The organism is Nonomuraea sp. CX421 (assembly GCF_059358955.1).
Genome location: NZ_JCADBK010000018.1, coordinates 55,070 through 81,616, shown reverse-complemented (window position 1 = coordinate 81,616; position 26,547 = coordinate 55,070). Strand labels below are relative to the sequence as shown.

Here is a 26,547-nt window from a genome sequence, read left to right as displayed (position 1 = left end):
AATCTGGGCCGCCGCCGGCCGATACCGCTTCGGGCGCGTGGCCACTGTCGTCGTCGCGCTCTACCTTGCCGCCGTGGTCGTCACCGTGGTGTGCGCCGCCGTGTCCGGCGACCTGGCAGCGCTGTCGGTGGCCGCGACGGCCACGACCTGGGGCCTGTCCGAGCGGGGCGACTGGCTGGGGCCCCCGCTACTCGGCCCGCGCCCGCCGGGCGCCGGCTGCGGCTGTCCGTGGCCGTCGCGCTCGTGCTGCCGCTGGTCGTGGTGGGCGCCGAGGAAGGCGCCCGGTTCAGTTTCACCGGCGCGGACGAGGGCTGCCGCGAGCGGATCCGGTCCTACGCCGACACCCGGCCGGAGGACCGGCGGCGGGCGTTCCTCTGCCTCGCCAGGGACGACACCCACACGGGGACGCCGATGTTCCCTGAGGACCTGCCGGACCAGCACCTCCTGGCGTACGGAGAGGAACTGTGCGCAATGCCCGGCCTCGAGGAGCGGCGGGCGCTGGTCCGGCGGGCAGGCGGGTCGGCGGGCGCGGCCGAGCTCGGTGACGCCCTGCAGTTCCTGTCCCCCGGCGTCGTCGCCCAGCAGCGGGCGGACCAGGCGTGCGAACAGGCCGAGCAAGAGCGGGAGTGGGCCGCGCGGAAGGCCGAGATGAACGTCCGATGCGCCGACCCCTGGCCGAAGCTACGGGCCAAGCGGCAGGGCACGGCCGCGTACCTGCTCTTCGAAGGGGGCGGATACGCCGTCTTCGACGACCGGGACAGCACTGGGGGCGCGGGCGGCGACATCTTCAAGGCCATCGACGACGGGTTCATCGACGCCGCCGGCAGCAGCGCCGCCATCACGACCCACAGCGAGAACGCGCCGATGTGCCTCACGGTCAAGGCGTTCGGCGCCGCCCCGCCGCTCCGGCTCAAGGGCTGGAACCAGGTGGTCGAGGTGGGCGTCGTCAGCCGCAGCGGCCGCCTGGTCGTGCCGACGTATCCGGAGGGTGGCGACAGCGGGACGATCGAGCCGCTGCCCAGCCTGGCCATCGCCGGCCCCGGCCGCTACCGGATGCGCGTCTACGCCCGCACCTTCGAGTGGGACGAGGACGACCCTGACGCGCCCGTCGAGGAGCACCTGATCGTCGTCTACCCCGGCCGCTCCACGAAGAAGATCGTCCACCGCCTGCGACGGTGACCCAGGCGCTGTGCGTGCAACCGGTGAGCTCCATCAGTTGCTGCTGGCCGAACTACACGCCGCTGACCGGCTGGACTGGTCCAAGGCGGTGATCGATAGCTCTCACGTGCGGGCGCTCAAGGGCGGCCCAAACCGGTCCGAGCCCGGTCGACCGAGGCAAGAGCGGCTCCAAGCATCATGTGATCACCGACGGGAACGGCATCCCGCCGGCGGTCAGCCTCAGCGGCGGCAACCGCAACGACATCCTGCAGCTCTTGCCCCTGATCGAGGCGATCCCGCCGGTGCGCGGCAAGGTCGGCAAGCCCCGGCGGCGCCCCAGGACGCTGTACGCCGATCGCGCCTACGATCACGACCGCTACAGTACCGCGGTCAGCTCCGGAACAAGAGAATCGAGCCGATCATCCCGCGCCGGGGCACCGCGCACGGCTCCGACCTGGGCGTGCATCGCTGTGGTCGAATAGACCATCGCCCTGCTGCACTGGTTTCGCCGATTACGCATCCGCTGGGAGATCCGCGACGACATCCACGAGGCCTTCATGACCCTGGCCTCCGCCACCATCTGCTGACGGCGTCTCAATCACTGAGCGCATTCTGTTAGAAGTTTTTAGGAGAGCGGCGGCCATACGGTTGGCCTATATGATGTGAGCTGCATGAACATTCCACACAGCCCGCATGGCCTGCAAGATCATCCCGCATATGTCCCGCACCTGTCGAGGGCGGCCACCACGTCACTCGATGGCAGCCGACCCAGGCCGCAGGGTTGCCAAGATTGAGCGTCGGAAACGACGCCGCAGTGCGAGATTCCTACAATGGGGAGGTCCTCAGAACGAGTTGTAGCCTTTGAAAATGTAGAAGCCGAGAGCTTCTAGGAGTCGCAACAGGCGATAGTCATCGTTCTGTTTGCGCGTGGGGGCGGTCACCGTGCTCGCGTGCTGGAGCGCCAACGTGAGTCCCTCGTACGGATCCCCAGAGAGAGCCCCGCTCAATGCCTTCACCGCGTGGTGCTTCATCAGTAGCCGTCCCCAGTCCGTGTTGGGGTCGGGGCGGTGGATGTTCTCCCGTCCCTGCATGACCTGGCCGGCCTGCGCTGCCAAGCTCTCCGCCAGGTCGTTGAGTGTATCCCGCAAGGCGTTCATCTGCTCACCTCGGCGGCCCGTCGCGATGGCGGCCAGCGCCTCCTCCACAAGGTCCCTGTTGAGGGATTCACGCAACCCCGCAGCCCCAACGGCCAACTCCGCCACGATCAACGTTCCCTCGGTGAATTCCTCGATGGGCGGTGAGGCTACGATGGTGGCCACTCGTGGGTGGCGTGAGATCAACTCCCGCATGTGAAGGGGCAGCTTCAGAGGCGGACGCTGATCAGGTTCTCCGTCGCCTGCTCCCTCAACCCTCAAGACGAGGTGAGCCTGGTCCTTCCAATCGCGGTCGATCCGGATGCCGGACATGCTCTCCGCGATAGCGAAAGCGGCGGCTCGCCAATCGTCTTGCCACTCCCGAGTGGAAATACCGTAGGCGCGAGACCATTCCAGGTACTCGGCTTCGTAAGCACTGGTTGCCTGCCTGACTGGGTCAAACGCCACGTCGATACGCCCGGTGCGGGCGTAGGTGAACGTCGCATCCCACTCAATGCTCCATGCCAGGGCTAAAGCATCGCCTTCCGCTGACAGACCGCACAAGACATCCGGCTTCGCTCCTCGGTATCTCGTGAGCTCGACGGCCAGAATCCAGTCACCGGCCTGTGTGATGAGTACGACACCTTCCTTTTCCTCCATTTCGAAGGCGTCATACAGATCCACAAAATGCCCGTCACTGATCTGCTCCGGTCGACCTCCGAACAGGCGCGCGACCTCCTCGACCTCCTTGCCGCGCACCCAGGTCAGGCATGCTGGCACATCGAATATAGAGTCGAGCGCGTTTTTGTATGTCGAGAAAGCGACCAAGTCGCCGTACTCCCTTATTGGTGCTTGAGTAGCGGAGACGTCTTGGGGGCGGAGGTGAGCCCGCCCCCAAGACGGCGAACTATTGGCGGTTACTGTCGGCTACGACACGCCATCGATGGTACATGTGGCGAGGCTGATGGACGTGGGGGTGGGATCGTGAGCTACAGTACCCGGAGCGCCACTATGTGGCCGACTGTAACCCTGCCGGATGACATCAACCCAGTATGAGTCGAGGTCAAGAATCCGGTTGCGCTGATACCACTGGACCATCATGCCGCCTTGAGAGCAGTTCTGGGTCTCATGGATAATGGCAACGGAGTAGTTGTAGCCGGTATTTGTTTGGCCGGCTCCTTGGAGTGATGTCGCGAACGGATATTCGTCGCAACTGTCTGGTTTCACGTAGTTACGGATCTTCTTGCATTCGGGGATCGCTACACCGCGGTTCGCCTTTTCGACGGCCTTGCTCGTCGACCTCCTAAGGCAGAGGTTGGCGCACGAAGGCGCATGCGGAATAAAAGCTCCCGGTATCTTCTTTGCGGGCCCGCTGCCTACCTTTGGATACGTGATGGCCGGATCATAGAGGGCAGTCCAGACGTGTCTCGCAGCTTGGATCTCGTTCGCGTTGTTCTCATCGAAGATAAGGACTGGGCGAAGGGTTGACAAAACACAACCACTAGAATAGAGGGTGATGGCTCGGGAGCTGTCACACCTAAAGGTGTGGGGGTTCTCGAGATCCTTTCTCACCCAGAAGGCGTGCGTCGTGTACCTGACGTTTGGGTTGATCGTACACGAGCTCTTTTTGTCCGCGTCGGGCGAGTTGTCGTCCGACGTGCGGTCGAGGATGACCTCGTGGATGCCGCCTCGCGCCCAGTCTTCCACCGTCTTATGGGCGCCATCGTTAGCGTCGGCTGTGCAGCCTGCCGCTCCCGAGTAGACCCGCATCCAGCGATCGTCCCAGTCGTCGAGGAATGACCCCTCGGCGGAGACCGGCCCCATCTGGATCTGCATCCTGATCTTGCGGCTGGCGAGCGTGCGCCCGATGGGCACATCGCTGGGTCGCGCCTGATACTCGTTTGCCTTGCCGATCATGTGGCCGACGTACGAGTGCACGACGATGATCATGTGTGCTGTCCATCGCCCCGCTTCCCACTGAGCCCCGGGCGGCCCCTTCATCTCCCTTTCTCCAACCAGGTAGGAGTAGCACAAGGAGTAGGAGCCGGTGGTGGCGACGGCGCTCGGAGCGACAGGACGGACCCGCCTGCACTCGTCGGCGGAGATGTGCCCGTACGGGAACTTTTTGGCGGCAGTGGTGGTGTTCAGCGGTTTCGTGTTGGTCTTTGCCGTCGTTGTCGGCGCGACAGAGGCGGTAGCGGTGTAGAGCATACCGACCTGGTCAGCGGAAAGGGCCTTCTGATAGGCGAATACCTCGTCAAGATCGCCCGCCATGTCGGCGCCGAGGAGCATGGGACCCGTACCGTTCCAGACAGGGAAACTGATCGGCGCGTTCTTTATCTCAGCGCCATTGAGATAGAGCGTCACCTTGCTGGCTGCGCTGTCGTAGACACCAGCGAGGTGGAACCACTCGTTGACCGGAGGCTTGACTCCCGATAGAGCTCCCTCCGCAGTTGTGCCGTTCTCGTCGGTGCGCCCCAGAGTGAACACCAGACCGTGCTGCGGGTCGTTGCCGAGGCGGAAAGGAGTAGTGTTCGAGCCCTTCTGCTCCAGGACACTGTTGGCGGCGTCCGTGCTGGTCCAGCGCAGCCATGCCCCGACTGTGAAACTCTGGTCGGTACGCAGGACGGGGCCCGCGCTTTGAGCCAGGGAGGTCTTGGCCGTGCCGGTCACGTCCACAGTCACCGACTGCCAGTCCGACCACGGCGATGTAGAGGCCGCTGTGGCGTTGACCGCGCGTGCACGCCAGCGGATCTTCCAGCCGTCGCTCAGCTTTCCGGCCGGGACACTCACCGCGGCTTGACTGCCAGAGGCGACCGCGAGTGAGGCGCCGGCCCAGATTCGGCCCGTGCCCTGGCCGGTGGCGTCCGGGTCGTGCTCAATCTCGAACTCCCCGGTGAGGTCGCCGCCGATGGTGTCGGCGACGGTGGCGGCCAGTTGTGGGGTGAGCGAGGTGGCCACGGTTACTCCGGCCACGTCCTGTGCCGGTGTTATGGCAAGTCCGGAGACGGTAGGTGCCGATACAGGCCCGCTGGTGGTGACGGTCAGCGTGGGCGGCTGGTTGAACTCGGTGTCTTCCGAGGCCGTGAGGTAGCGCCAGTTGATTGCGGTGCTCTCGGTCGGCGACTGCACCACCAGCCCATGGTCGGCGGCACCAGCGGCCCAGTCCTGGGCGATGCCGGTGACGTTCCACTCCAGGTGCTTGGCCCCGTCGGCGCATGCCAGGTCGTAGCCCGCCTTGTTGATCTGTGCGTCCTCGGTGGTCGCGGTCGGCTTGTTCGCCCAGTAGAGGTTGTTGACGTCCCAGGTGCCGGTTATCCGGCGGACCTGGAGTCCGTCACTGACCGACGCGCCACAGGCTGAGCTGGTGATGTTGTACAGCGACAGCTTAGCGTCGGTCACTGTCTGACCCTGCAGACTCCCGGTGGAGAACCGCAGGTAGGAGCGCAGCTTCTGCCCCGTCTGCACACCGGCGAGCATGACCGCGCTGTCGGGGTACGCCGGCGAGTCCGCCGTGTCGGTGCTGGCGAGTGAGACGTCTTCGCTGCTCGTCGATGCCGCCAGCGGCTGCAACCGGACCGGGTAGGTGGTGTCCGGGTCGGTCAGGAACCGGTGGTGGGGCTTGAGCACCAGCTCGGTGTGGTCCTCCTTGGTGACCACGTCTGTGGCAATCTTGACTCGCTTCGCGCTCTGCGGGCGCTCCTTGGCGCTGGCGTCCCACATGAATGGCTGCGGTGCCGACGCCACGAGCTTCTTGTTCTTGCCGGTGAGCAGCAGTCGACCGTCCTTGCTCTCAGACAGGGCGGCGTTGCCCGCAATGCTTATGCGGAGTTCCAGCGGCTTTTCGGGCCGCTCGCGCAGCACGACCATCTGCTGCAATCCAGTCGGCAAGACAGTGATAACCAGATCCGCTCCAGGACCGGCTGCGTTCACAAACGTCGCTGTATTTCCTTTCACCGTGGGCTTGGGCAAGGCTGTCGGCCAGGACAGCGCGGATGTCTCACCTTGGCGGTGGGTGATTTTCGCATAGGGCTTGGTTCCGCCGGTGGAGATTTCCAGGACGACACCTGTGGCGATCGCCTTGGGCTTCAACGCACCGCCTTCCTCTATGAGAGAGGTATCAATGGGGACCCATACACCGTCCTTCAACGTACGGACTGGGCCCGACGTTATGTCGGTCCGATAGGAGCCGTCAGGCATTGCATGAGTGATGCTGGTTTCCGAAGTCTCGTGAGCGACCTCAACCGGCTTGCTTTGCCTTGCAGCCTCCTTGGCGGCAAGGAAGCGCAGACGTTCCGACGTCTCGTTCGCCGAGGTGGCGGGAGTCTTGATCGCCGGAGTGGTCATGCTCGACAGAGCGGTGCCGTGCTTTCCGGGTACCCAGAAGGTGGACTCACTCACGACGGCGTCGTTCCCGTTGCCCGAGGAGTCTGCGGCAGCGCTGCCGGTCCCCTCATCGAATTTCCAGAGCGCCTGCGGTCCATGCTCGGTGGTGAACGACCAGGAATGGGCAGCCATCCTGTTACCCGCAGCGTCCTTTGCCCCGCTCACCTCGACCGTGTAAGCCGTGTAGGCGCTCAATTGCTGCTGGGGCCTGAAGGTCATCGCGGTGCCCGCGGTGTCCATCGCCACCGTCCCGGCGACGCTGGTTCCCCCAGAGGTTTTGACCGCAGCCTGCACCTCGGTGACCGGTTCGCTAAAGGTTGCCTTGATGGGGATGTTTATTGGAACACCAGTCGCGGCATCGGCTGGGACGGTGGAAGTCACCGTGGGCGGAGTGGTGTCCGAGCCGGGATCCGGATCGGTCCCGTCGCCGACGGGATAAGTGGCCTCCATCCCATCTAGCCATTCCTGTTCAGTCACCTCCTCAGGGATGCCGAACCCGTAGGTGGTGTCCTCCATGTAGTAGCCCGGCGAGTCCGCGCGCATCGCGGTCGCCTGGTCGTCTGTCACCTCTGGAGCTGATCGAACGATGGGATCGCTGGATGTGTTGGCGTCGATCTCCGCACCTGTTGGATCGGTGTCCTGGTAGGGCATAAAGATGCCCCTGATCTCAGACGGAGCAGGGATATATTCGACTATGAGGGTGGGTGGGTGTCGGTACCCGGGGTAGGGGTCGCCGCTGTATTCGCTGGAGTAGTACTGGCGCCAGTTGATTGATGCGGTCTCGGGGAGGGCTCGCAGCACTAGCCCGTGGTTGGGTTCGTCTTGTTCGATCCAGGCGCGGGCCATGGCGTTGACCTGGTGCAGCAGGGTCTCTTCCTTGGCGCACCAGCTGGCAGGATCGGCTTCGTAGTTGTAGCCGGCCTTGTTTCCTCCTTCTAGGGTGCCTAAGGTCGAGGGCTGGTTGGACCAGCTCAGGCTGCTGGAACTCCATGAAGAGGTGACGCGTTCGGCCGCGATGCCGTTTCCGAGGTTCTCGCCGCACAGTTGGCCGTCGGGGCCGCCGGATTTGTAGTTCCACATCCACAGGTCCGCGTCGACGACGGTGGCGCCCTCGAGCTCCGGCGCGTCGGTGTTGAACTTGAGGTATACGCGGGCGATGTCGGCGCTGGTGGAGGTGGTGCCGGCGCGCAGCCATCCGGCAGCAGCGTTGTTGGTGCTGGGGTTGTTTTTGTTAACCCAGGCGTCGGTGGGTACGCCGCCGCCGAACCATTCGGAGGCGGCGGCGATGGTCACCGGATAGGTGACCGCCGGGTCGGCCAGGAACTTATTGTCCGGGGTGAACACCAGCTCCGGCGTCTTGCCGGAGGTCTCCACGCGCGCGGTGATAGGGGAGCTCTTGCCCTCGTCGGGGGAGGCCTCCACTTTGGCGTCCATCGCGGTCAGCACGATCGGCGCAGCCTTCGCCTTGCCCTTGGCGTCCTTGAGCTGCGGCAGGCCTTCCGGCGTCTTGCCGAACGTGGTGCCCTCGGGCAGCGTCAGCGGGAGCCGCACCCGTCACCGGGCCGGTCGGCCGCTGCCGGAAGACCACCCGGGAGATAAAGCCGTCAGCCTGGGCCTGCACCACCAGGTCGGCCCCGGGGGCGACGGCGTCGGGGTAGGTGACCGCGCTGCCGGAGATCTTGGGTTCCGGCAACGCGCGGGTCACGTTTAGGCCGGTCTTGCCCTGCTTGCCGGCCGCGGACACCAGGTGCTTGGTGCCGCGTTCGCCGAAGGTCAGCGGGGTCTTGACGCGGGCGGCCTGGAGCTTGCCATCGCGGGTGACGATGCGGGTGTCGATGGGTTCCCAGGCGCCGTTGGCCGGGTTCTTGAGTTGGACGGGGCGGGTGTACAGCTCGGCTCGCAGGTTCTTGCCATCGGGGTTGGCCCAAACCTTCATGGTTTCGGTGAACCGGGAGGGAACCTCGACAGGCTTTCCGGATTTGGCAGCCTTCTCCCAGACGGTCTTGAGGCCTGGCTCCGAAGTGGCGCCCGGTGGTGTTGTCGATGCGGAGGCTGGGGTGGGGGGTGGCGTGGGGCCCTGGGCGATCGCGGGCGCGCTCATGAGCGAGAGCGGTAGCGTCAGAGCCGTGATCAGGGTAGCGCGGCGGCGCGTCCGGGCAGATAAGCCGGACGCTGATCGGCGTGTTTTCACTCACAGCCTTTCGAACAGACGTGGCAAAACGGATTGATCATCACATGAGGGAAAACTAAAAGTAAAGATCATTTTCAGTAACGGGAACGAGATCCTCCGTGATTACGGGATGTGATCCACCCGTGGCTTAAGCCGTGATCCGCTCACGCCTGCAAGCTGCCATGAAACCCTGTCCAGGCCTGGCACTAGATGGTCGCGATGGGCCAATGAGTAGCACAGCGTATCCATGATCATTTGGCTAGCCGCCTGATCGGGCGGGCGCCGTCGGCAGCGCCGTCCTGATCAACCGCTGGGACGACACCCGCAGGTGCGCCGCCGCGTGGCCAGCCCCTGCCGCCGCACGGACGAGCTCACCGCAACAGCCGCCCGCTACTAAACCGCAAGGGCACATGACGCTGTAGGAGAGCGGTGGCTGTACAGCTGACTCCGCTGCCCTGACCTGCGTAGATGCTTCGCACTCTCCACATCATCTGGAAGATCATCCCGCGTTTGTCCCGCGTTGGCCGCCTCGTCATGGGCCGCTCGCACCCGACCGGTTAGCGGAGGTAGGAGGCGCCGTTGAGGTCGAGGACGGCGCCGCTGGCCCACTCGGCGGCCGGTGAGGCCAGATACACGACGGCCGCCGCGATCTCCTCCGGCTCGGCCACCCGGCCGAACGGGCTCTGCGCGCGGATCTCGTCACCCCGGGGCGGCTTGAGGTGTTCGTTGGTCATGTCGGTGGCCACGAAACCCGGCGCCACGGTGGCCACCGCGATGCCGCGCGGCGCGAGGGCGATGGCCAGCGACTGGCCGAACGCGTTGAGGCCCGCCTTGGTCGCGCCGTAGGCGGGGCCGTCGGGTTCGCCGCGGAAGGCCCCGCGCGAGGAGACGTTGACGATCCGGCCTCCGGCGGGCATGTGCTGAAGCGCGCACCAGGTGACGTTGGCCGCGCCCACCAGGTTGACGTCGAGCGTTCGCCGCCAGGCGTCCTGCCACTCCTCGTAGGACAGCTCGGTGATGGGGTGGTGCAGGAAGATTCCGGCGTTGTTGACCAGCACGTCGATGCCGCCGAGCGTCTCGGCCGCCGTGTCGGCCATGCGCCGCACCTCGTCGGGGTCGGCCAGGTCGGCCTGGACGATGACGTGCCCCTGACCGGGCAGTTCGCCGAGCAGCCGCCGCGCCTGCTCGGCGGAGTCACGTTGGTGGATCGCGACCCGGTCGCCCTCGGCGGCGAACGCCGCCGCGACCGCCCGGCCGATGCCTCGCGACGCCCCGGTGACGAGAACTCCACGTCCGCTCACCCGCCGCACCCTAGCAGTCGCACAGATACGGCTCCCGCCCAGGGCGAGAGCCGTACCGGGAACCGTACCGAGCCGGGGTCAGGTGTCGCGGGACGACGTCTCGGCCATCTGGCGACGCTCCTCGCGGGTGGCGATGAGCCCAGACGGTTCGACGATCTTGGATTCCTCGAACGGCGCCTCGGTGTTGGGCAGGGGTTCTCTGGTCCTGATCGCCTTCGCCCACACCCGCATCGCGTCGACGAGCACGACGATGATGAGGATCGCGAACAGCGCGGCCAGGATGCCGTCCACGGTGGAGTTGAACACGATCTGCCGCATCGCGTCGGGGGTCTTGGCCGGGGCCAGCAGTTGCCCCTGGTCGAGCGCGGCCTGATAGCGGGCGCGCTGGGCGAAGAAGCCGAGGATGGGGTCGCTGGAGAAGACCTTCTGGTAGCTCGCCGTGAGGGTGACCGCGACGTCCCAGGCGAGCGGGATCCCGGTCACCCACGCCCATTTCAGCCGGCCGCTCTTGATCAGCAGGGTCGTGGCCACGGTGAGGGCCACCGCGGCGAGCAGCTGGTTGGCGATGCCGAACAGCGGGAAGAGCTGGTTGATGCCACCGAGCGGATCGTTGACACCCTGGTAGAGGAAGTAGCCCCAGGCCGCGACCACCACCGCGCTGGACAGCACCAGTCCGGGCCACCAGCTCACGCGGCCGATCGGCTTCCACAGGTTGCCCAGCGTGTCCTGGAGCATGAACCGTCCGACCCGGGTGCCGGCGTCGACGGTGGTGAGGATGAACAACGCCTCGAACATGATCGCGAAGTGGTACCAGAAGGCCTGCAGCCCGGGGCCGCCGATGAAGTCGGAGAAGATCTGCGACAGGCCGACGGCCAGCGTGGGCGCGCCTCCGGTGCGGGCGATCAGGGTCTGTTCCTGTACGGCCTGCGCCGCCGCCTGCAGTTGCTCGGGGGTGATGACGAAGCCCAGGTTGGTGACCGCCTCGGAGGCCGTCTGGACGGTGGCGCCGACCAGTCCGGCGGGGGAGTTCATGGCGAAGTAGAGGCCGGGGCTCAGGATGGAGGCCGCGGTGATGGCCATGACGGCGACGAACGACTCCATCAGCATGGAGCCGTAGCCGATCATCCTGACCTGCGACTCCTTGCGGATCATCTTGGGCGTGGTGCCGGACGAGATCAGCGCGTGGAACCCGGACAGGGCGCCGCAGGCGATGATGATGAACACGAACGGGAACAACGACCCGGCGAAGACCGGCCCCTTGCCGTTGAAGGCGAACTCGGTGAACGCCGTGGTCTGGAGCGTGGGCATGGTGACCGCGACGCCGATCGCCAGCAGGACGATCGTGCCGATCTTCATGAAGGTGGACAGGTAGTCGCGGGGCGCCAGCAGCATCCAGACCGGCAGGACCGCCGCGATGAAGCCGTACCCGATCAGCCAGAGGGAGAGCGCGGACGGGCTCAGCGTGAAGGTGGGCGCCCAGCTCGACTCCTGGACCCAGCCGCCGGCGACGATCGCCAGCACCAGCAGCGTGACGCCGATCACCGTGGTCTCCATGACCCGGCCGGGCCGGAACACGCGCAGGTAGAACCCCATGAACAGGGCGATTGGGATGGTCATCGCGATGGAGAACGTGCCCCACGGCGACTTGGCCAGCGCGCCCACCACGACCAGGGCCAGCACCGCCAAGAGAATGATCATGATGGCGAAGACGGCGATCAGCGCCGCCGCCCCGCCGACCGGGCCGATCTCCTCGCGGGCCATCTGGCCGAGGCTCCGGCCGTTGCGCCGCATCGAGAAGAACAGGATGACCATGTCCTGGACGGCGCCGGCGAAGATGACGCCGGCGATGATCCAGATCGTGCCCGGCAGGTAGCCCATCTGCGCGGCCAGCACCGGGCCGACCAGCGGGCCGGCGCCGGCGATGGCGGCGAAGTGGTGGCCGAACAGGATCCGGCGGTCGGTCGGGTGGTAGTCGATGCCGTTGTCGAGTCGTTCGGCGGGAGTGGCCCTGCGGTCGTCGGCGCCGAGCACCCGGCGCAGGATGAACCGGGCGTAGAAGCGGTAGGCGATGGCGTAGGAACCGAGCGCCGCCGCGAGCAGCCAGATCGCGTTGACGTTCTCGCCCCGGGACAGTGCTAGCACAGCCCAGCCGGTGGCGCCGACGAGGGCGACCGCCGTCCAGACGATGATGGAGCGCACGTTCACCGATTACCTCCAGATAAGGGTCTTCCAAGGCAGCAGCGCAGTCCGGCGTCCGGGGGAAGGTCGGTCGTGAACCGCCGCCAGCGGCCCAGCGCGCGGCAGTCGACGGTGACCGGGAGCCCGGCGAGATGAACCCAGGCGGTCGGGTGGGCGTACACGGGCGCGGATCCGATCTGGCGCGCGCGTCGTGGCAGGCGTCGCCGGCGCAGCGGGCGGACCGAGAACTCTCCCGCGTCCGCGCAGCAGAGGCCGACGACATGCCAGTCGAAGAAGATCACCTCATCCTCGCGCAGCGCGTCACGAGCCGCGGAGGTCAGCATCATCGAAGACATCTGTCACTCCTGAGTGAGCTGCTTCAGAAGTTAGTCCTCGATCATCACCGAGTAAAGACGCCTGTTAAGAGATCGCGTCCGCCGTGCCCCTTACCAGCGGTCGTGGACTCGCGGGCGGATCAGCTCGTCGTAGACGGCCTGGACGGCCGCCAGGGTGGCCTGGGGGAGCGGCGGCAGCGCCGCGGCGGCCGCGTTGGCCGCGGCCTGGGCCGGGTTGCGGGCGCCGGGGATGACGACGGAGACGCCGGGCTGGTCAAGGATCCAGCGCAGCGCGAACTGCGCCATGGTCGCCCCCTCGGGCACCAGCGGCGCCAGCCCGCGGACCGCCTCCAGCCCGGTCGCGAAGTCGACGCCGGAGAACGTCTCGCCCACGTCGAACGCCTCGCCGTGCCGGTTGAAGCTGCGATGGTCGTCGGGCGCGAAGACGGTGTGCTCGTCGTAGCGGCCGGACAGCAGGCCGCTGGCCAGCGGCACGCGGGCGATCACGCCCACCCCGGCCGCGCGGGCCGCGGGCAGCACCCGATCCAGCGGCTTGAGCCGGAACGCGTTGAGGATGATCTGCACGGTCGCCACGCCCGGCCGGGCGATCGCCGTCAGCGCCTCCTCGCACGTCTCCACGCTCACTCCGTACGCGGCCACCTTCTGCTCCTCGACCAGCGTGTCGAGCGCGTCGAAGACGGCGTCGGACGAGTAGACCGGGGTGGGAGGGCAGTGCAGTTGCACCAGGTCGACGGTGTCGACGCCGAGGTTGCGGCGGGAGCGTTCGTTCCAGGCGCGGAAGTTGGCCATCACGTAGTTGGCGGGCACCTGCTCCAGCCGGCGGCCCATCTTGGTGGCGATGGTGAGCTCCGGCCGCCCCTTGGCGAACCGGCCGACGATCCGTTCGCTGCGCCCGTCGCCGTAGACGTCGGCGGTGTCGACGAAGGTCACCCCCGCGTCGGCGGCGGCCTCCAGGGTGGCGAACGCGTCGGCCTCGCTCACGTCACCCCAGTCAGCCCCGAGCTGCCAGGCGCCGAGCCCGACCACGCCCACCCGCCGTCCGGTCCGCCCCAGCACCCGCTGCTCCATAACGAAGCACCCTATCCGTACAGCCCTTCCCAGGCGGTCGCCGAAAGCCGTCTCCTCGCTGGACACCATCGGGTCAGGGGAGGAAGACCTCGCTGAGGTGCCAGTCCAAGGCCTCCGGATCGGGATGGTCACGCGGCTGGTCGGGGACCGCGATGAGAGTGCCGGCGCGCTGGTAGAACTCCTCGCCGTTGCCGAACTCCTCACGTAGTCGGGGGCTGACCCGCAGCCGGTGCTCGGGATCGACGGTGAGGTAGCCGCGGTCGAACAGGGTATGCACGTCCGAACGCAGCAGCAGACCGTTGTCGACCCGATGCTGACCGCCGGCGGAGACCGGCCGGATGTGCGCGGCCTGCAGCACTGGTCGGATTCTGTGACCGGTGATCGCGCAGCGTCGGTGATAGGCGTTGAGAACGACAGCCTGAAATGCCTGCTGGCCCAGGCGCTGTGGCGTCAGTCGGGGATCACCGAAGACCGGCCCGTCGCGGTGCCATGGCTTCGACAGATCGATGTCGACGTGGTCGGCACCGTCGAGCAGGCGGGCGATCAGATGGTGGAAGTAGTCAGCGTGCGGGTGGAGGGCCAGGTCGTAGCCCTTGCCCTGGACGATGTTGGAGGCGAAGTCGGGCGGCTCGGCAGCGGGGACGTCGAAGAAGCGCGTGTCGCGGATCAGTACGCAGCCGATGACAGGGTCTTCGGAAGGAGTGATGGGCTGCTTGCGGTAACGGCTGATCCGCTGTCGCATCTGGGGTAACCCGGTAGCGCCGTTGGCCTCACCGAAGATGTCCCAGGCCTCCGAGAGTCTGAGTTGCTCGAAGCCGTTGAAGAAGCCGCCGCCGACCACCCGATTGTGCGGATGGTGGGTCTTGAAGAAGAACGGCTCGCCGTGGCTGAGCGCGCGAAACCGGGTGCGGCCGGAGGGGCGCCAGAAGTTGGCCTCGGTCAGGATTGGCCGGTCGGCCAGGAATCGGTACCAGTCGCCGTCAGTGACCCCGACATACGCTCTCACGGGGAAATTGTGCAACTTGGTGATCAGATTGACTAGATGCGCTCGCTCGCTGGGTGAAGAAGCGGATTCGCCGCGTGGGTGGGGGCTGTCGGTCCGGTTCGGCGTGCGGGGTTGACCGAGGGGAGGCGCGGTCGCATGATGGAATTATTCAACAGATGATGAAATATGGTGATGAAGATGAGTGGTCAGGGGACCTGCGTCATCATCGGAGGAGGTCCGGCCGGCATGGTGTCGGGCCTGTTGCTGGCTCGCGCCGGCGTCGAGGTGACCGTCCTGGAGAAGCACGGCGACTTCCTGCGTGACTTCCGCGGCGACACGGTGCATCCGTCGACGCTGCGGCTGCTCGACGAGCTCGGGCTCGGCGACCGGTTCGCCAAGCTCCCGCAGAACCGGATCCACGAGATCGCCTTTCCCGTCGGCGAGAACCGTCGCGTCGTCTTCGGCGACCTGCGCCGGCTCAAGGTCCGCCACCCCTACATCGCGATGGTGCCGCAGTGGGACCTGCTCACGCTGCTCGCCGACGCGGCGGCGGAGGAGCCCGGCTTCACCCTGCGGATGCGGACCGAGGCGACCGACCTGATCCGCGAGGACGACCGGGTCGCCGGGGTCCGCTACCGCACCGAGGACGGCCGGACCGGTGAGATCCGCGCCGATCTGACCATCGCCTGCGACGGCCGCTGGTCGATGGCCCGCCGCCGGGCCGGGCTGCCCGCCAAGGAGTTCCCGGTGCCGTTCGACGTCTGGTGGTTCCGGCTGCCGCGCACGCCCGAGGACGAGGCGGCCACCCTCACCCCGATGCTGGGCGGCAACCGCATCATGGTCGTGATCCCGCGCGAGACCCACCTCCAGATCGGCTACCTGGCCAGGAAGGGCCTCGATCCCGAGCTGCGGGCCGCCGGCATCGCCGGCTTCCGGCGCGAGATCGCGCGGATCAATCCCGCCCTGGCCGGCCGGACGGACGCCCTGGAGTCGATGGACGACGTCAAGCACCTGGACGTGCGCATGGACCGGCTGCGGCGCTGGCACCGTGACGGCCTGCTGTGCATCGGCGACGCGGCACACGCCATGTCACCCCTCGGCGGCGTCGGCATCAACCTGGCCGTGCAGGACGCGGTGGCCGCCGCGACGCTGCTCGCCGAGCCGCTGCGGCGCGGGACGGTCACCCCCGAGGCGCTCGCCGGGGTGCACGCCCGCCGGCTGCTGCCGACCTTCCTGGTGCAGAGCCTGCAGCGGCTGATGCACCAGGTCCTCGCCGTGCCGGTCATCGAGGGCAGGCGCAAGGGCCCGCCGCGCGCCCTGCTGGCCCTGCTGCGGGTGTTCCCCCAGCTGTCGTACGTGCCCGCCTACCTCATCGGCGTCGGCCTGCGGCCCGAGCACGCCCCGTCCTTCGCCAGGCGCCCCGCGACCGGAGCGCACGGAGCCGCCCGGCAATAAACAGCGGCATATGTGATGATGTCTCGCCATAATCGGGCGTCATGCATGAGCTGACGGGATCCGCGGGCGAACTGCTCGACGAGATGGAGACCCTGCCCTTCCAGGAGCGGCGCCACCGGCTGCACCACCACGGCCGCCGACTGGCGGGGCGGCCCGAGCTGCGGGGGATCCTGGACGAGCTCGCGGAGCGCGGCCCGTACGAACGGCACACCGGCCTGACCCTGGCCGCGGCGGTGGGAGAGACCGCCCACGTCGTCCGGGCGACGCGAGACCCGGATCCGGACGTCGCCGGTTACGCCATCACCCTGACCGTCCGCCTCGGTCTTCCCGCCGAGGTCGTCGAACGCATCGTGCGCGAGGGATCGACGCAGGCCCGGAGCACGGCCTACCGGGCGATCCGGCGTCACGGCCGGAGCGATCTCGCGGAACGGCTGCTCGGCCAGGTCCGCGAACGATGGGGTGAGCGGGAGGCCGCCCGGCTGCTCGTCGCCTGCCGCCCGGAGGTCGTCGCGGCGGAGCTGGACGGCCTCGCGCACGCGGTGCGCAACTGGGCGAGCCTGGGCAGGCGGCACCCGCTCGCGGTCCTCGCCCACGCCGAGAACGTCCTGCCCGAGCTGCCGCACCAGCTGCGGAACGACTGGTGGAGGGGGCACGCCGCGGGCGTCGAGGCCGCCGCGCCGGCGGCGCCGGAACGCGTGATCGCGCTGCTGGAGCCGTACTGGACGCCCGTGCTGTCGGCGCGGTGCGTGGCCCGGCTGCTGGAGGCCGATCCCGGCCGCACGCTCGCCCTGTTCCTCGTCTCCGGACGCGCGGGGTGGCTGCGCTCGCTGCTCCGGTCGAGAGCGGTCCGGGACCGCCTGGGCGCGCTGGCCGACGCCGAGCTGGGCGAGGTGGGACGCGTGGTCCGCGAGGACGATCAGGGGTCGGCCGACGATCTGCTGAGCGCGCTGGGCGACGCCGGGATGGGCTTGGCGGCGGTCGTGGCCGGGGAGGGCGACGAGGGGCTGGCCGACCTGCTGCGGGCGCTGCCGCCGAGCCGCAGGGAGGCCGTGTTCGACGCGGCGACGGCCGGCACGGACCTCGGCCGGGCCGAGCTGTCCGGCCCGCTGCTGGAGCTTCTGCCGCTGGACCGTCGCTCCGCCGAGGCGCGCCGGATGGCACGGCTGAGGCCCGTCGCGCAGAGCCCGTCCCGCCTGCTGGAGACGACCGGATTCCTCCCGTACGGCGAGGCGGAGCCGGCGCTGCGGGCGGCGACCCGGCGCTCGAACGGGAGCGACCGGGCCCTCGGCTACCGGCACCTGATCGCGTGCGCGGGACGGAGCCGTGACCCGGAGGTGATCACCGCCCTGCTGGAGTCGCTGGGGCGGCTCCGCAACGAGCAGGACCCGGTGCGGCTGGCCGCGGTCGAGGCGCTGGCCGCGATCCCGGCCGGCCTTTTCGTGCCCGCGCACCTGCCGGCGCTGGAACAGGTGGTCGACGGCGCGCTCGCCGCCCGCGACCGCTCCAGCGGGACCGACTACGCGCTCACCGGCCTGGCCGGCCAGGTGCTGCAAAGCGGCGCCGCCCGGGATGAGGCGGACCTGCTGGAGTTCGCCCTGCGGACCCTCGCCCGGCTCGCGCGACACACGGGACGGATCCACCTGAGCCGCCTGTCCGGGGTGCTGAGTCCCGGCCAGGCGGCGGCGCTGGTGGACCGGGTGGCTCCGTTCCTGGCCGCGGAGGCCGGTCACGAGCGGCACGAGCTCACCTTCCTGCTGGCCGGTGCCCTGGGGCGGCGCGGTCACGCGATCCCCGAGCTGCGGCGGGCGCTGGCCCGGGCGCTGACGTCAGGGAGCGAGGGGAGCGTCAGGACGGCGGTCGCGCACTGGCTGGCGCCGCCGCGGACCCGGGGTGAACGGGTGCCCGGACTGCTGGCGATGGACCCGTCCATGGTCACGCTCCGCGAGGTGTTCCAGGCGATCGCCTGGCACCGCACCGACCTGCTGGACGCCGCGCTGGGCGAACAGCCGCCACGAGGCCGCTTCACCCAGAGAGGCATGCGGCGCGTCTGGTACGTCAGCCGCGCCGCGGCGCGCCGGTGGACGGCGCGGCAGCGGGAGGCGTGCCTGCGGCTGCTGCACCGGATCGCGGACGACGCCGAGTTGCCCGGCCACGAGCGGGCCATGGCGATCGAGATCATCGGGCGGATCCCGGCCGTCCCGTCCGGCGAGCTGGACCGCTACCTGAACTCACCCGACGACCTGACCCGCCGGGCGGCGCTGACCGCGCTGCCGTGGACCGGACACCCTCGGGACGCGCTCACCCTCCTGCTGGACAGCGCGTACGGTGACGACGCCCACGTCGCGGTGTCGGCGGCGGCCAGGGCCGCGCGGTTCGTGCCGCCCGGCGAGCTGACGACGGCGCTGACCCCGATCCTCGCCACGGGCAAGGTGACCGCGCGCAAGGAGGCCGTCCGCCTGCTCGCCCACCACCGGGCGCCGGACACCGCGAACCTGCTGCGGCGGCTGTGGGACGGGGCGGGGCCCGACGTCCGGACGGCGATCGCCTCGGCCTGCCGGGAGCTGCTCGACGATCCGGCGGCCTGGTCGCTGCTCGCGGACGTGGTGGCGGGAGGGGGAGACCCGGCCGCGCCGGTGCTCGGCGCGCACCCCCTGGACCTGCCCGGACGTTTCCGTAGCCGGTACGCGGAGCTGGTCGTCGCCGCGGCGGAGTCGGACGACCCGGTCACGCGCCGGGCGGCGGTCGGCGCGCTGGACCGGTGGGCGCGGTACACGCCCGCCGCCGTCGACCGGCTGGCCGGGATCGCGGGCGACCTGACCCGGACCGCCGACTGGCGGGTCGCGGCGCGAGGGCTGGTGCGATGCGCCCGCTCCGGGACGGGCGTCGCGGAGTTGCGGGCCACGGTGCGGGCTCTCGCCGCGGCTCCCGGCGAGCCCGACGCCGGCGCCGACCGCGACCGTCCGGCGGCCCAGCGGCTGGCCACGATCGCGGGCGCCCTGCGCGAACGCCGTTCGAGCGGATGGGCCGTCGAGCAGGACACCCTGGACGAGTGGCCGCCGATCGGCGGGGAAGCCGTCGAGCGGGGTGTCCTGTACGAGCGGCGGTCACCCGGAGGGGAAGCCGTCGAGCCGGTCGTCCGGCAGGTCGCCGGCGACTTCCCCGCGCACCTGGAGGCCGAGCTGGTGGCGGCCTCGGTGGACTGGGCGGATCCCCGTGCGCAGCTCGCCGCGCTGGTGGACAGAGCCGCCGGCGTTCTGGTGGCGGTCGACGCGGGGCGCGTCCTCGCCGGGTCGGCGTCCGGCGTCGACCCGGGCCGGATCCTGCCGCACGCGGCCTGGCTGGCCGGCCGGAACGAGACGGGCGCCCTGCTGGCCATCGCGCTCGCCGGCCGATGCGGTCCGCTGAGCGGCTGGGCGGAGCCCTGGCGCGACCTGGTCCGGCGGGTGCGCAACGGCCCCTGGGGCGAGGCGGCCCACCTGGCGAGCAGCGTCCACACCGCGGACGAATGAGCTCACGGGAGCGGGATGTTGGGATGCCGATCCGGCGGCTGGGGGCCAGGCACGCCGGTCGGCATCCCGCCATCACCCCGTGGGTACCACCGCACCGGATGAGCCGTTTCCGGTGCCCGGAGTGACGTTCAGTCGCTTCTCGCCGGTGTAGACGTTCATCGACTCCCCCCGCAGGAAGCCGATCAGGGTCAGCCCCTCCTCGGCGGCCAGCTCCGCCGCGAGCGAGGAGGGGGCGGAGACGGCGGCCAGGGCGGGAATCCCGCCCATGACCGCCTTCTGCACCAGCTCGAAGGAGGCGCGGCCGGACACCATGAGCACCGTGGAGCGCAGCGGCAGCCGGCCGTCGCGCAGCGCCCAGCCGAGCAGCTTGTCCACGGCGTTGTGCCGGCCGACGTCCTCACGCACGCACAGCGGCTCGCCGTCCGCCGTGAACAGGCCCGCCGCGTGCAGCCCGCCGGTCCGGTCGAAGACCCGCTGCGCCGAACGGAGCCGGTCGGGCAGCGCGGCGACGGTCGCCGGGGTCAGCTCCAGCGGGTCGTCCCGGACGCTCCAGCGGGCCACCGAGCGGACCGCCTCCAGCGACGCCTTGCCGCAGACGCCGCAGGAGGAGGTGGTGTAGAAGTTGCGCGGCTCCGGCGGCGGGACGCCGGGGGCGAGCTGCACGTCCAGCACGTTGTACGTGTTGAGCCCCTCCCGGGTGGCGCCCGCGCAGTAGCGGATCGCGGCGATGTCCCCGGCCGAGCCGACGGCCCCCTCACTGACCAGGAAACCGGCGGCCAGGTCGAAGTCGTCGCCCGGGGTCCGCATGGTGATGGTCAGCGGCAGCCCGCCGACCCGGATCTCCAGCGGCTCCTCGGCGGCCAGGGAGTCGATCCGGTGGGTGGGGGCCGCCTCCCTGATCCGCATGATCAGCCGCCGCACGGTGACCCTAGACATAGCCGTACCCGAAGCGGCCCTTGACGCAGAGGTTGCCATGGGTGACCGGGTTGTCGTGCGGCGAGGTCACCTTGACGATCTTGTTCTCCTGCACGTGCAGGGTCAGGTTGCAGCCGACCCCGCAGTAGCTGCAGATCGTGGTGGTCTGGGTCTGCCGCGACTCGTCCCAGGTGCCCTCGGCGCGCATGTCGAACTCCGACTTGAACGACAGCGCCCCGGTCGGGCAGACCTCGACGCAGTTGCCGCAGTAGACGCAGGCCGAGTCGGTGAGCGGGGCGTCGAACTCGGTGGAGATCGTCGAGTCGAAGCCCCGGCCCGCGACCGCGATGGCGAAGGTGTTCTGCCACTGGTCACCGCAGGCGTCGACGCACTTGTAGCACAGGATGCACTTGCCGTAGTCGCGCACGTAGAGGTCGTTGTCCACCTTGACGGGCTGCTCGACCGTGGCCGCGTCGTCGCCGAACCTGTCCGGCTCGGCGCCGTACTCCTCGATCCACTCGGCGGCGCGCGGCGTCGTCGACAGGTCCACCGACGAGCCGAGCAGTTCGAGCACCACCTTGCGGCTCTGCCTGGCCCGCTCGGTGCCGGTGCCGACGGACATGCCGGCCTCGACCTTCCGCGAGCAGGCGGGAGCCAGCGTCCGCGCCCCCTCGACCTCGACGACGCACACCCGGCAGGCGTTCTTCGGGGTGAGCGTGTCGCCGTGGCAGAGGGTCGGGACGTCCTTCCCGGCCGCCGCGCAGGCGTCGAGGATGGTCGAGCCTTCGGGCACCCGTACGGTCTCGCCGTCGATCTGGACGTCGACGAGCCGGCGGGGCGGCTGCAGCGGGATCACTTGTACACCCCCAAGCGGTCGATGGCTGATTCCACCGCGTTCCACGCGGTCTGTCCGAGGCCGCAGATCGAGGCGTCCCGCATGGTCTGGCCGACCTCGCGCAGCAGCACCAGGTCGCGCTGGTCGACCCGGCCGGACAGCCGGTGCAGGGCCTCCTCCTGGCGTACGGTGCCCACGCGGCACGGCACGCACTGGCCGCAGGACTCGTCGCGGAAGAACTCCGCGATCCGCAGCAGCATGCTCTTCAGGTCCACGGTGTCGTCGACGGCGAGCACCACGCCCGACCCGAGCGTCGCGCCCGCCTGCCGGGTGCCCTCGAACGTCAGCGGGATGTCCAGGTCCGTCACGAACGCCCCCGCCGCGCCGCCGAGGAGCACCGCCCTGAGCGGCCTCTCCGGCCGGGCGAGGTCCAGCAGCTCCCGCAACGTCGCGCCGAAGGGCAGCTCGTAGATGCCCGGCCGGTCGACGTTGCCCGAGACGCAGAACAGCTTGGTGCCCGTGGAGTCCTTCGTGCCGGTCGCCGCGTAGGCCTGGGCGCCGTGCTCCAGGATCGGCAGCACGTTGACCAGCGTCTCCACGTTGTTGACGACCGTGGGCTTGCCGAACAGGCCCTTCTCCACCGGGAACGGCGGCTTGCTGCGCGGCTCGCCCCGGAAGCCCTCGATCGAGTTGAAGATGGCCGTCTCCTCGCCGCAGATGTAGGCCCCGGCGCCTCTGCGCAGCTCGATGTCGAAGGAGAAGCCCTGGCCGAGGATGTCCGCGCCGAGCAGGCCCCGGGTACGGGCCGTCGCCATCGCGTGCTCCAGCCGCCGGGTCGCCCGGGGATACTCGCCCCTGATGTAGAGGTATCCCTTGGCGCAGCCGGTGGCGTAGGCGGCGATCGTCATCGCCTCGATGAGCGCGTACGGGTCGCCTTCCATGATCACGCGATCCTTGAAGGTGCCCGGCTCGCTCTCGTCGGCGTTGCACACCAGGTAGTGCGGATGGTCGGGCTGGCGGGCGGTGGCGTCCCATTTCCGGCCCGTCGGGAAGGCCGCGCCGCCCCTCCCCACCAGGCCCGACTCCAGAACCTCGCGGATCACACCCGCCGGGCCGAGCCGGAAGGCCCTGCGCAGGGCCGCGTAGCCGCCACTGGCCCGGTAGTCGTCGAGGCTCGCCGGGTCCACCACCCCGATGCGCCGGAGCAGCACCAGGCCGGGCTGCCTGGCCTGCGGCACCGCTGCCTCCACCGGAGGCTCCGCCGGCGCGGCGGCGTCCGCGAGAACGTCCGGGTCGGCGGGGCCGTACACCGTCGCGGCCGGGGACTCGCCGGCCGTGAGGGCGAGCGCGGCCGGGGCCCGCTCGCACAGGCCGAGGCACGGGCTGGGCTGCCAGGAGCCGCCCGGCGCGCCGAGCCGCTCCTCGACGCGCCGCCGTACGTCCTGCGCGTCCTTGGCCTGGCAGGCCAGGTCGGTGCAGACGTGCAGCACGCGCGGGGGACGGGGTTCGAGCGCCAGCAGCGAGTAGAACGAGGCCACCCCGTACGCCTCGGCGGGCGGGACGGTCAGGCGGCGGCAGATGTAGTCGAGCGCGCCCTCGCTGATCCAGCCGACCCGGTCGTTGACCGCGTGCAACGCGGGCAGCAGCAGGTCACGGGCGGGCTCGGCGCGGGCGGCGAAGCGCAGGTCGGTCGCGGTCCGGGCGCCGCCGTCCCAGGCGGTCGCGGGCGGCCCCAGCAGCGCGTCGACCGCCGCGCGCTCCTCGGCGGTGGGTTCGGCGTCGCGGAATCTCAGGTCCACGGCGTCACCCGGCCTGAACGGGCTTGAGCGTCTCCGCGCCGCGGGCGAGCTTCTCGACCCGCACGGCGGCCGCCTTGAACTCGGCCGTGCCCGCGATCGGGCAGGTGGCCTCGATGGTCAGCGCGTTGGTGTCGACCTCGTCCGGGAAGTGGAACGTCATGAACACCAGCCCCGGCCGCAGGGCGGGGTCGATGTGGACGGGCGCGATGACCGAGCCGCGGCGGGAGGTGATGCGCACCTCCTCGCCCGCGACGAGCCCCAGCCGGTCGGCGTCCTCGGGACACAGCTCGATGGTCTCGCCGCGGCGCAGTGGCGAGGCGAACCCGGAGGACTGCACCCCCGTGTTGTACGAGTCGAGCCGGCGGCCGGTGGTGAGGCGCAGCGGATACTCCTCGTCGAGCAGGTCCACCGGCGGCGAGTGCGGGATGACCGCGAACGGGGCCGGCATGCCGCGCCGGACCGGGTCGTCGTCCCAGAGGCGCCCGTGCAGGAAGGGCGGTTCGAGGGTGTCCTCCGACGGGCACGGCCACTGGATGCCCTGCAACTCCGTCAGCCGCCGGTAGCTCATCCCGGTGTGCGCGGGCGACAGGGCGCGCAGCTCGTTCCAGACCTCCTCGGCGCCGTCGTAGTGCCAGTCGTGGCCCAGCCGGCGGGCCAGCTCGCAGAGGATCTCGATGTCGTCGCGGGCCTCGCCCGGCGGGGTCACCGCCCGGCGCACCCGCTGGACCCGGCGCTCGCTGTTGGTGAACGTGCCCTCCGCCTCGCACCAGGCGGCGCTGGCGGGCAGCACCACGTCGGCCATCTGGGCGGTCTTGGTGAGGAAGATGTCCTGGACGACGAGGTGGTCGAGCATCGACAGCCGCTTGACGCAGGCGAGGGAGTCGGCCTCCGACTGGACGGGGTTCTCGCCGATCAGGTAGCAGGTGGTGACCTCGCCCTCGGCCATGCCGTCGAGCATCTGGGTGAGGTTGCGGCCGTAGCGCGGCTGGATCGGGCTCTGCCAGGCCCGCTCGAAGCGTTCGCGGATGCCGGGGTCGAGGAGGTCCTGGAAGCCGGGCAGCCGGTTGGGGATGGCGCCCATGTCGCCGCCGCCCTGCACGTTGTTCTGGCCGCGTAACGGGGACAGGCCGGAGCCGTAGCGGCCGACGTGGCCGGTGAGCAGGGCCAGGTTGATCAGCGCCCGGACGTTGTCGGTGGCGTTGTGGTGCTCGGTGATGCCGAGCGTCCAGACCAGCTGCGCGCGGTCGGCGCGGGCGTAGGCGTGGGCCAGTTCGCGGATCGCCTCGGCGGGGACGCCCGTCACCTGCTCGGCGGTGGTCAGAGTCCACGGCTCGACCGAGGCCCGGAACTCCTCGAAGCCGGTCGTGGCCCGCTCGATGAACGCCTGGTTGTGCAGCCCGGCGTGGATGATCTCCCGGGCGACCGCGTGGGCCAGCGGGATGTCGGTGCCGACGTTCAGCCCGAGCCAGCGGTCGGCCCACTGGGCCGTGCCGGTCCGGCGGGGGTCGACCGCGAACATCCGGGCGCCGTTGCGGATGCCCTTCAACACGTGGTGGAAGAAGATCGGATGGGCGTTGCGCGCCGCCGAGCCCCACATGAGGATCACATCGGTGTCCTCCACCTCCTGGTAGGAGGAGGTGCCACCACCACTGCCGAACACCGCCGACAGACCGGCCACGCTCGGGGCGTGGCAGGTGCGGTTGCAGGAGTCGACGTTGTTGGTGCCGATCACCACGCGGGTGAACTTCTGGCCTATGTAGTTCATCTCGTTGGTGGAGCGGGCACACGACAGCATCGCGAAGCAGTCGGGACCGTGCTCGGCGACGTTGCGGCGAAAGCCCTCGGCGGCGCGCTCCAGCGCCTCGTCCCAGGTGGCTCTGCGCAACTCGCCGTTCTCGCGCACCAGTGGATGGGTCAGGCGGTCATAGCTCATGAGCCCTCCATTCTGTATACAGACTACGGTATGTGTATCTATCCGGTACGGACAAGGTTCTCGTTGAGCAGGTCGCTCACCGCGTGGATGGCGCGCAGGGTGGGCACCTTCGCGCCCGTCAGGTCCGCCAGCTCGACCACCGCCGCGAGCAGCACGTCGAGCTCCATCGGTTTGCCCTTCTCCAGGTCCTGGAGCGTGGACGTGCGGTGCTCGCCCGCCTTCTCGGCGCCGCGCAGGCGGCGTTCGATCGAGATGCCGGGGTCGCAGCCGACGTTGCGGGCCACCTCGACGGTCTCCCGCATCATCGCCCTGACCAGCTCCCTGGCGCCGTGGTGACGGCATATGCCGGCCATGGTGGCCCTGGACAGCGCGCTGATCGGGTTGAACGCGATGTTGCCCATGAGCTTGATCCAGATGTCCCGGCGCAGGTCGGACTCGACCGGGCACTTCAGGCCGCCCGCCACGGCGGCGTCGCTGAACTCCGCGCACCGCCCGGTCGGCGTGCCGGTCGGCTCGCCGATCGAGAAGCGGGTGCCCTCCAGGTGCCGGATCACGCCCGGCTCCTCGATCTCGGTGGCGGCGTACACGACGCAGCCGATCGCCCGGTCCAGCGGGAGCGCGGCGGTGACCGCGCCTCCCGGGTCCACGCTCTCGATGCGATAGCCCTCGTAGGGGCCCTTCAGGCCGTGGAAGTACCACCACGGGATGCCGTTCTGCGCGGCGATGATGCTCGTGGCCTCGTGCAGCAACGGCTCGATCATGGGGCCGGCCGAGGCGTAGCCGTTCGCCTTGAGGCCCAGGAAGACGTGGTCCACCGGCCCGACCTCGCGCGGGTCGTCGGTGGCATGGGGGTGGGCGGTGAAGTCGCCCCTGGGGCTGAGGACCCGCACGCCGGACGTGCGGATCGCCTCCAGGTGGGGGCCTCTCGCGATGAGGGACACCTCGACTCCCGCCCTGTGCAGGGCGGCTCCCACGTACGCGCCGATGGCGCCGGCGCCAAGAACAGCGACCTTCACGCTCCGCTCCGTTCTCGCGTCGTATTGTGCATTCGGTATACAGTATGGAAAAATGCCGGTCAAGGAGCCGCCCGTGACTGTCGCCGGACCCGGACCCCACCTGCGCCCCGGACCACCCTCACCCGGCCGGATCGCGGCCGCCGCCGCGCGGCCAGGGGAGGCGGCCGAGGCGGTCGAGGTGCCGCTGCCCGAGGCGCGGGGATGCCGGTTGGCCGGGCCGCTGCGCGCGCTGGTCGCCGTGCCGGGCGCCGACGTGGCGGCCATGGACGGCTACGCGGTCGCCGGGGCGCCGCCGTGGCGGATCGTCGGCCGGGTCCTCGCCGGGGGCAGACCCCACGACGCTCCGTTAC

The 26,547-nt window shown here is 69.5% G+C and carries 15 protein-coding genes and 2 pseudogenes; 5 read left to right on the top strand and 12 right to left on the bottom strand.

All coding sequences use genetic code 11. The annotated features are described in order from the left end of the window. Window positions 1–228: 228 nt before the first annotated feature. Window positions 229–1,179, top strand: coding sequence for a hypothetical protein (locus AC5L3X_RS27715; protein WP_494860755.1), 951 nt, complete (start codon window positions 229–231; stop codon window positions 1,177–1,179). 28 nt (window positions 1,180–1,207) lie between these two features. Beyond that, a pseudogene (locus AC5L3X_RS27710) lies at window positions 1,208–1,745 on the top strand (IS5 family transposase); the annotation flags it as partial. Window positions 1,746–2,000: 255 nt separating this feature from the next. Here the strand turns inward: AC5L3X_RS27710 and AC5L3X_RS27705 are convergent. The 7 genes from AC5L3X_RS27705 to AC5L3X_RS27675 all read right to left on the bottom strand — a co-directional run bounded on the left by AC5L3X_RS27705 (window position 2,001) and on the right by AC5L3X_RS27675 (window position 14,756). Further along, entirely contained in the window at window positions 2,001–3,119 is a 1,119-nt protein-coding gene (locus AC5L3X_RS27705) for a DUF6461 domain-containing protein (protein WP_494860754.1), read from the bottom strand. A gap of 99 nt (window positions 3,120–3,218) precedes the next feature. After that, the gene (locus AC5L3X_RS27700; RefSeq protein WP_494860753.1) at window positions 3,219–8,228 is read right to left on the bottom strand and encodes a DNRLRE domain-containing protein; all 5,010 of its coding nucleotides are present in this window, start codon (window positions 8,226–8,228) and stop codon (window positions 3,219–3,221) included. 1,176 nt (window positions 8,229–9,404) lie between these two features. Then, on the bottom strand, window positions 9,405–10,148 hold the full coding sequence (locus AC5L3X_RS27695; RefSeq protein WP_494860752.1) for an SDR family NAD(P)-dependent oxidoreductase: 744 nt from the start codon (window positions 10,146–10,148) through the stop codon (window positions 9,405–9,407). A gap of 78 nt (window positions 10,149–10,226) precedes the next feature. Then, on the bottom strand, window positions 10,227–12,353 hold the full coding sequence (locus tag AC5L3X_RS27690; RefSeq protein ID WP_494860751.1) for a carbon starvation CstA family protein: 2,127 nt from the start codon (window positions 12,351–12,353) through the stop codon (window positions 10,227–10,229). Beyond that, on the bottom strand, window positions 12,350–12,682 hold the full coding sequence (locus tag AC5L3X_RS27685) for a hypothetical protein (protein WP_494860750.1): 333 nt from the start codon (window positions 12,680–12,682) through the stop codon (window positions 12,350–12,352). Before AC5L3X_RS27685 ends, AC5L3X_RS27690 begins: the two co-directional genes overlap by 4 nt. A gap of 90 nt (window positions 12,683–12,772) precedes the next feature. Continuing rightward, window positions 12,773–13,750, bottom strand: a complete 978-nt coding sequence (locus tag AC5L3X_RS27680; protein ID WP_494860749.1) for an aldo/keto reductase — start codon at window positions 13,748–13,750, stop codon at window positions 12,773–12,775. Between the two features lie 73 nt (window positions 13,751–13,823). Beyond that, window positions 13,824–14,756 carry an HNH endonuclease gene (locus tag AC5L3X_RS27675; protein ID WP_494860748.1) on the bottom strand — a complete coding sequence of 311 codons (933 nt, stop codon included), beginning with the start codon at window positions 14,754–14,756 and terminating at the stop codon, window positions 13,824–13,826. A 177-nt stretch (window positions 14,757–14,933) separates the two neighbouring features. On the opposite strand from AC5L3X_RS27675, the gene AC5L3X_RS27670 reads away from it, so the two are divergent. Then, entirely contained in the window at window positions 14,934–16,190 is a 1,257-nt protein-coding gene (locus AC5L3X_RS27670; protein ID WP_494860747.1) for an FAD-dependent oxidoreductase, read from the top strand. A gap of 41 nt (window positions 16,191–16,231) precedes the next feature. After that, window positions 16,232–19,699 (top strand): hypothetical protein, encoded by a 3,468-nt coding sequence (locus tag AC5L3X_RS27665; RefSeq protein ID WP_494860746.1) that lies wholly within the window; start codon window positions 16,232–16,234, stop codon window positions 19,697–19,699. A 72-nt stretch (window positions 19,700–19,771) separates the two neighbouring features. On the opposite strand, the gene fdhD is transcribed toward AC5L3X_RS27665, so the two are convergent. From fdhD to AC5L3X_RS27640, 5 genes are read right to left on the bottom strand one after another with little or no spacing between them, the layout of a single operon-like run. Continuing rightward, entirely contained in the window at window positions 19,772–20,635 is an 864-nt protein-coding gene (fdhD, locus tag AC5L3X_RS27660) for a formate dehydrogenase accessory sulfurtransferase FdhD (protein ID WP_494860744.1), read from the bottom strand. Next, window positions 20,628–21,467 carry a 2Fe-2S iron-sulfur cluster-binding protein gene (locus AC5L3X_RS27655; protein ID WP_225262325.1) on the bottom strand — a complete coding sequence of 280 codons (840 nt, stop codon included), beginning with the start codon at window positions 21,465–21,467 and terminating at the stop codon, window positions 20,628–20,630. The genes fdhD and AC5L3X_RS27655 overlap by 8 nt, the downstream gene beginning before the upstream one ends. After that, entirely contained in the window at window positions 21,467–23,248 is a 1,782-nt protein-coding gene (locus tag AC5L3X_RS27650) for an NAD(P)H-dependent oxidoreductase subunit E (protein ID WP_494860742.1), read from the bottom strand. Before AC5L3X_RS27650 ends, AC5L3X_RS27655 begins: the two co-directional genes overlap by 1 nt. Window positions 23,249–23,252: 4 nt before the next feature. Further along, window positions 23,253–25,181: a molybdopterin oxidoreductase family protein gene (locus tag AC5L3X_RS27645; protein WP_494860740.1), complete on the bottom strand. Its 1,929-nt coding sequence runs from the start codon at window positions 25,179–25,181 to the stop codon at window positions 23,253–23,255. A 38-nt stretch (window positions 25,182–25,219) separates the two neighbouring features. After that, window positions 25,220–26,197 (bottom strand): 2-dehydropantoate 2-reductase, encoded by a 978-nt coding sequence (locus AC5L3X_RS27640; protein ID WP_494860738.1) that lies wholly within the window; start codon window positions 26,195–26,197, stop codon window positions 25,220–25,222. On the opposite strand from AC5L3X_RS27640, the pseudogene AC5L3X_RS27635 reads away from it, so the two are divergent. Beyond that, window positions 26,112–26,540: pseudogene (locus AC5L3X_RS27635) on the top strand (hypothetical protein); the annotation flags it as partial. The gene AC5L3X_RS27640 and the pseudogene AC5L3X_RS27635 sit on opposite strands and share 86 nt — an antisense overlap. Window positions 26,541–26,547 lie beyond the last annotated feature (7 nt).

Excerpts from the sequence above, each read along its gene's own strand:
- AC5L3X_RS27685 (WP_494860750.1), bottom strand. The coding sequence starts at position 12,682 with ATGTCTTCGATGATGCTGACCTCCGCGGCTCGTGACGCGCTGCGCGAG.
- fdhD (WP_494860744.1), bottom strand. The coding sequence starts at position 20,635 with ATGTCTAGGGTCACCGTGCGGCGGCTGATCATGCGGATCAGGGAGGCG.
- AC5L3X_RS27645 (WP_494860740.1), bottom strand. The coding sequence starts at position 25,181 with ATGAGCTATGACCGCCTGACCCATCCACTGGTGCGCGAGAACGGCGAG.
- AC5L3X_RS27670 (WP_494860747.1), top strand. The coding sequence starts at position 14,934 with ATGAGTGGTCAGGGGACCTGCGTCATCATCGGAGGAGGTCCGGCCGGC.
- AC5L3X_RS27665 (WP_494860746.1), top strand. The coding sequence starts at position 16,232 with ATGCATGAGCTGACGGGATCCGCGGGCGAACTGCTCGACGAGATGGAG.
- AC5L3X_RS27680 (WP_494860749.1), bottom strand. The coding sequence starts at position 13,750 with ATGGAGCAGCGGGTGCTGGGGCGGACCGGACGGCGGGTGGGCGTGGTC.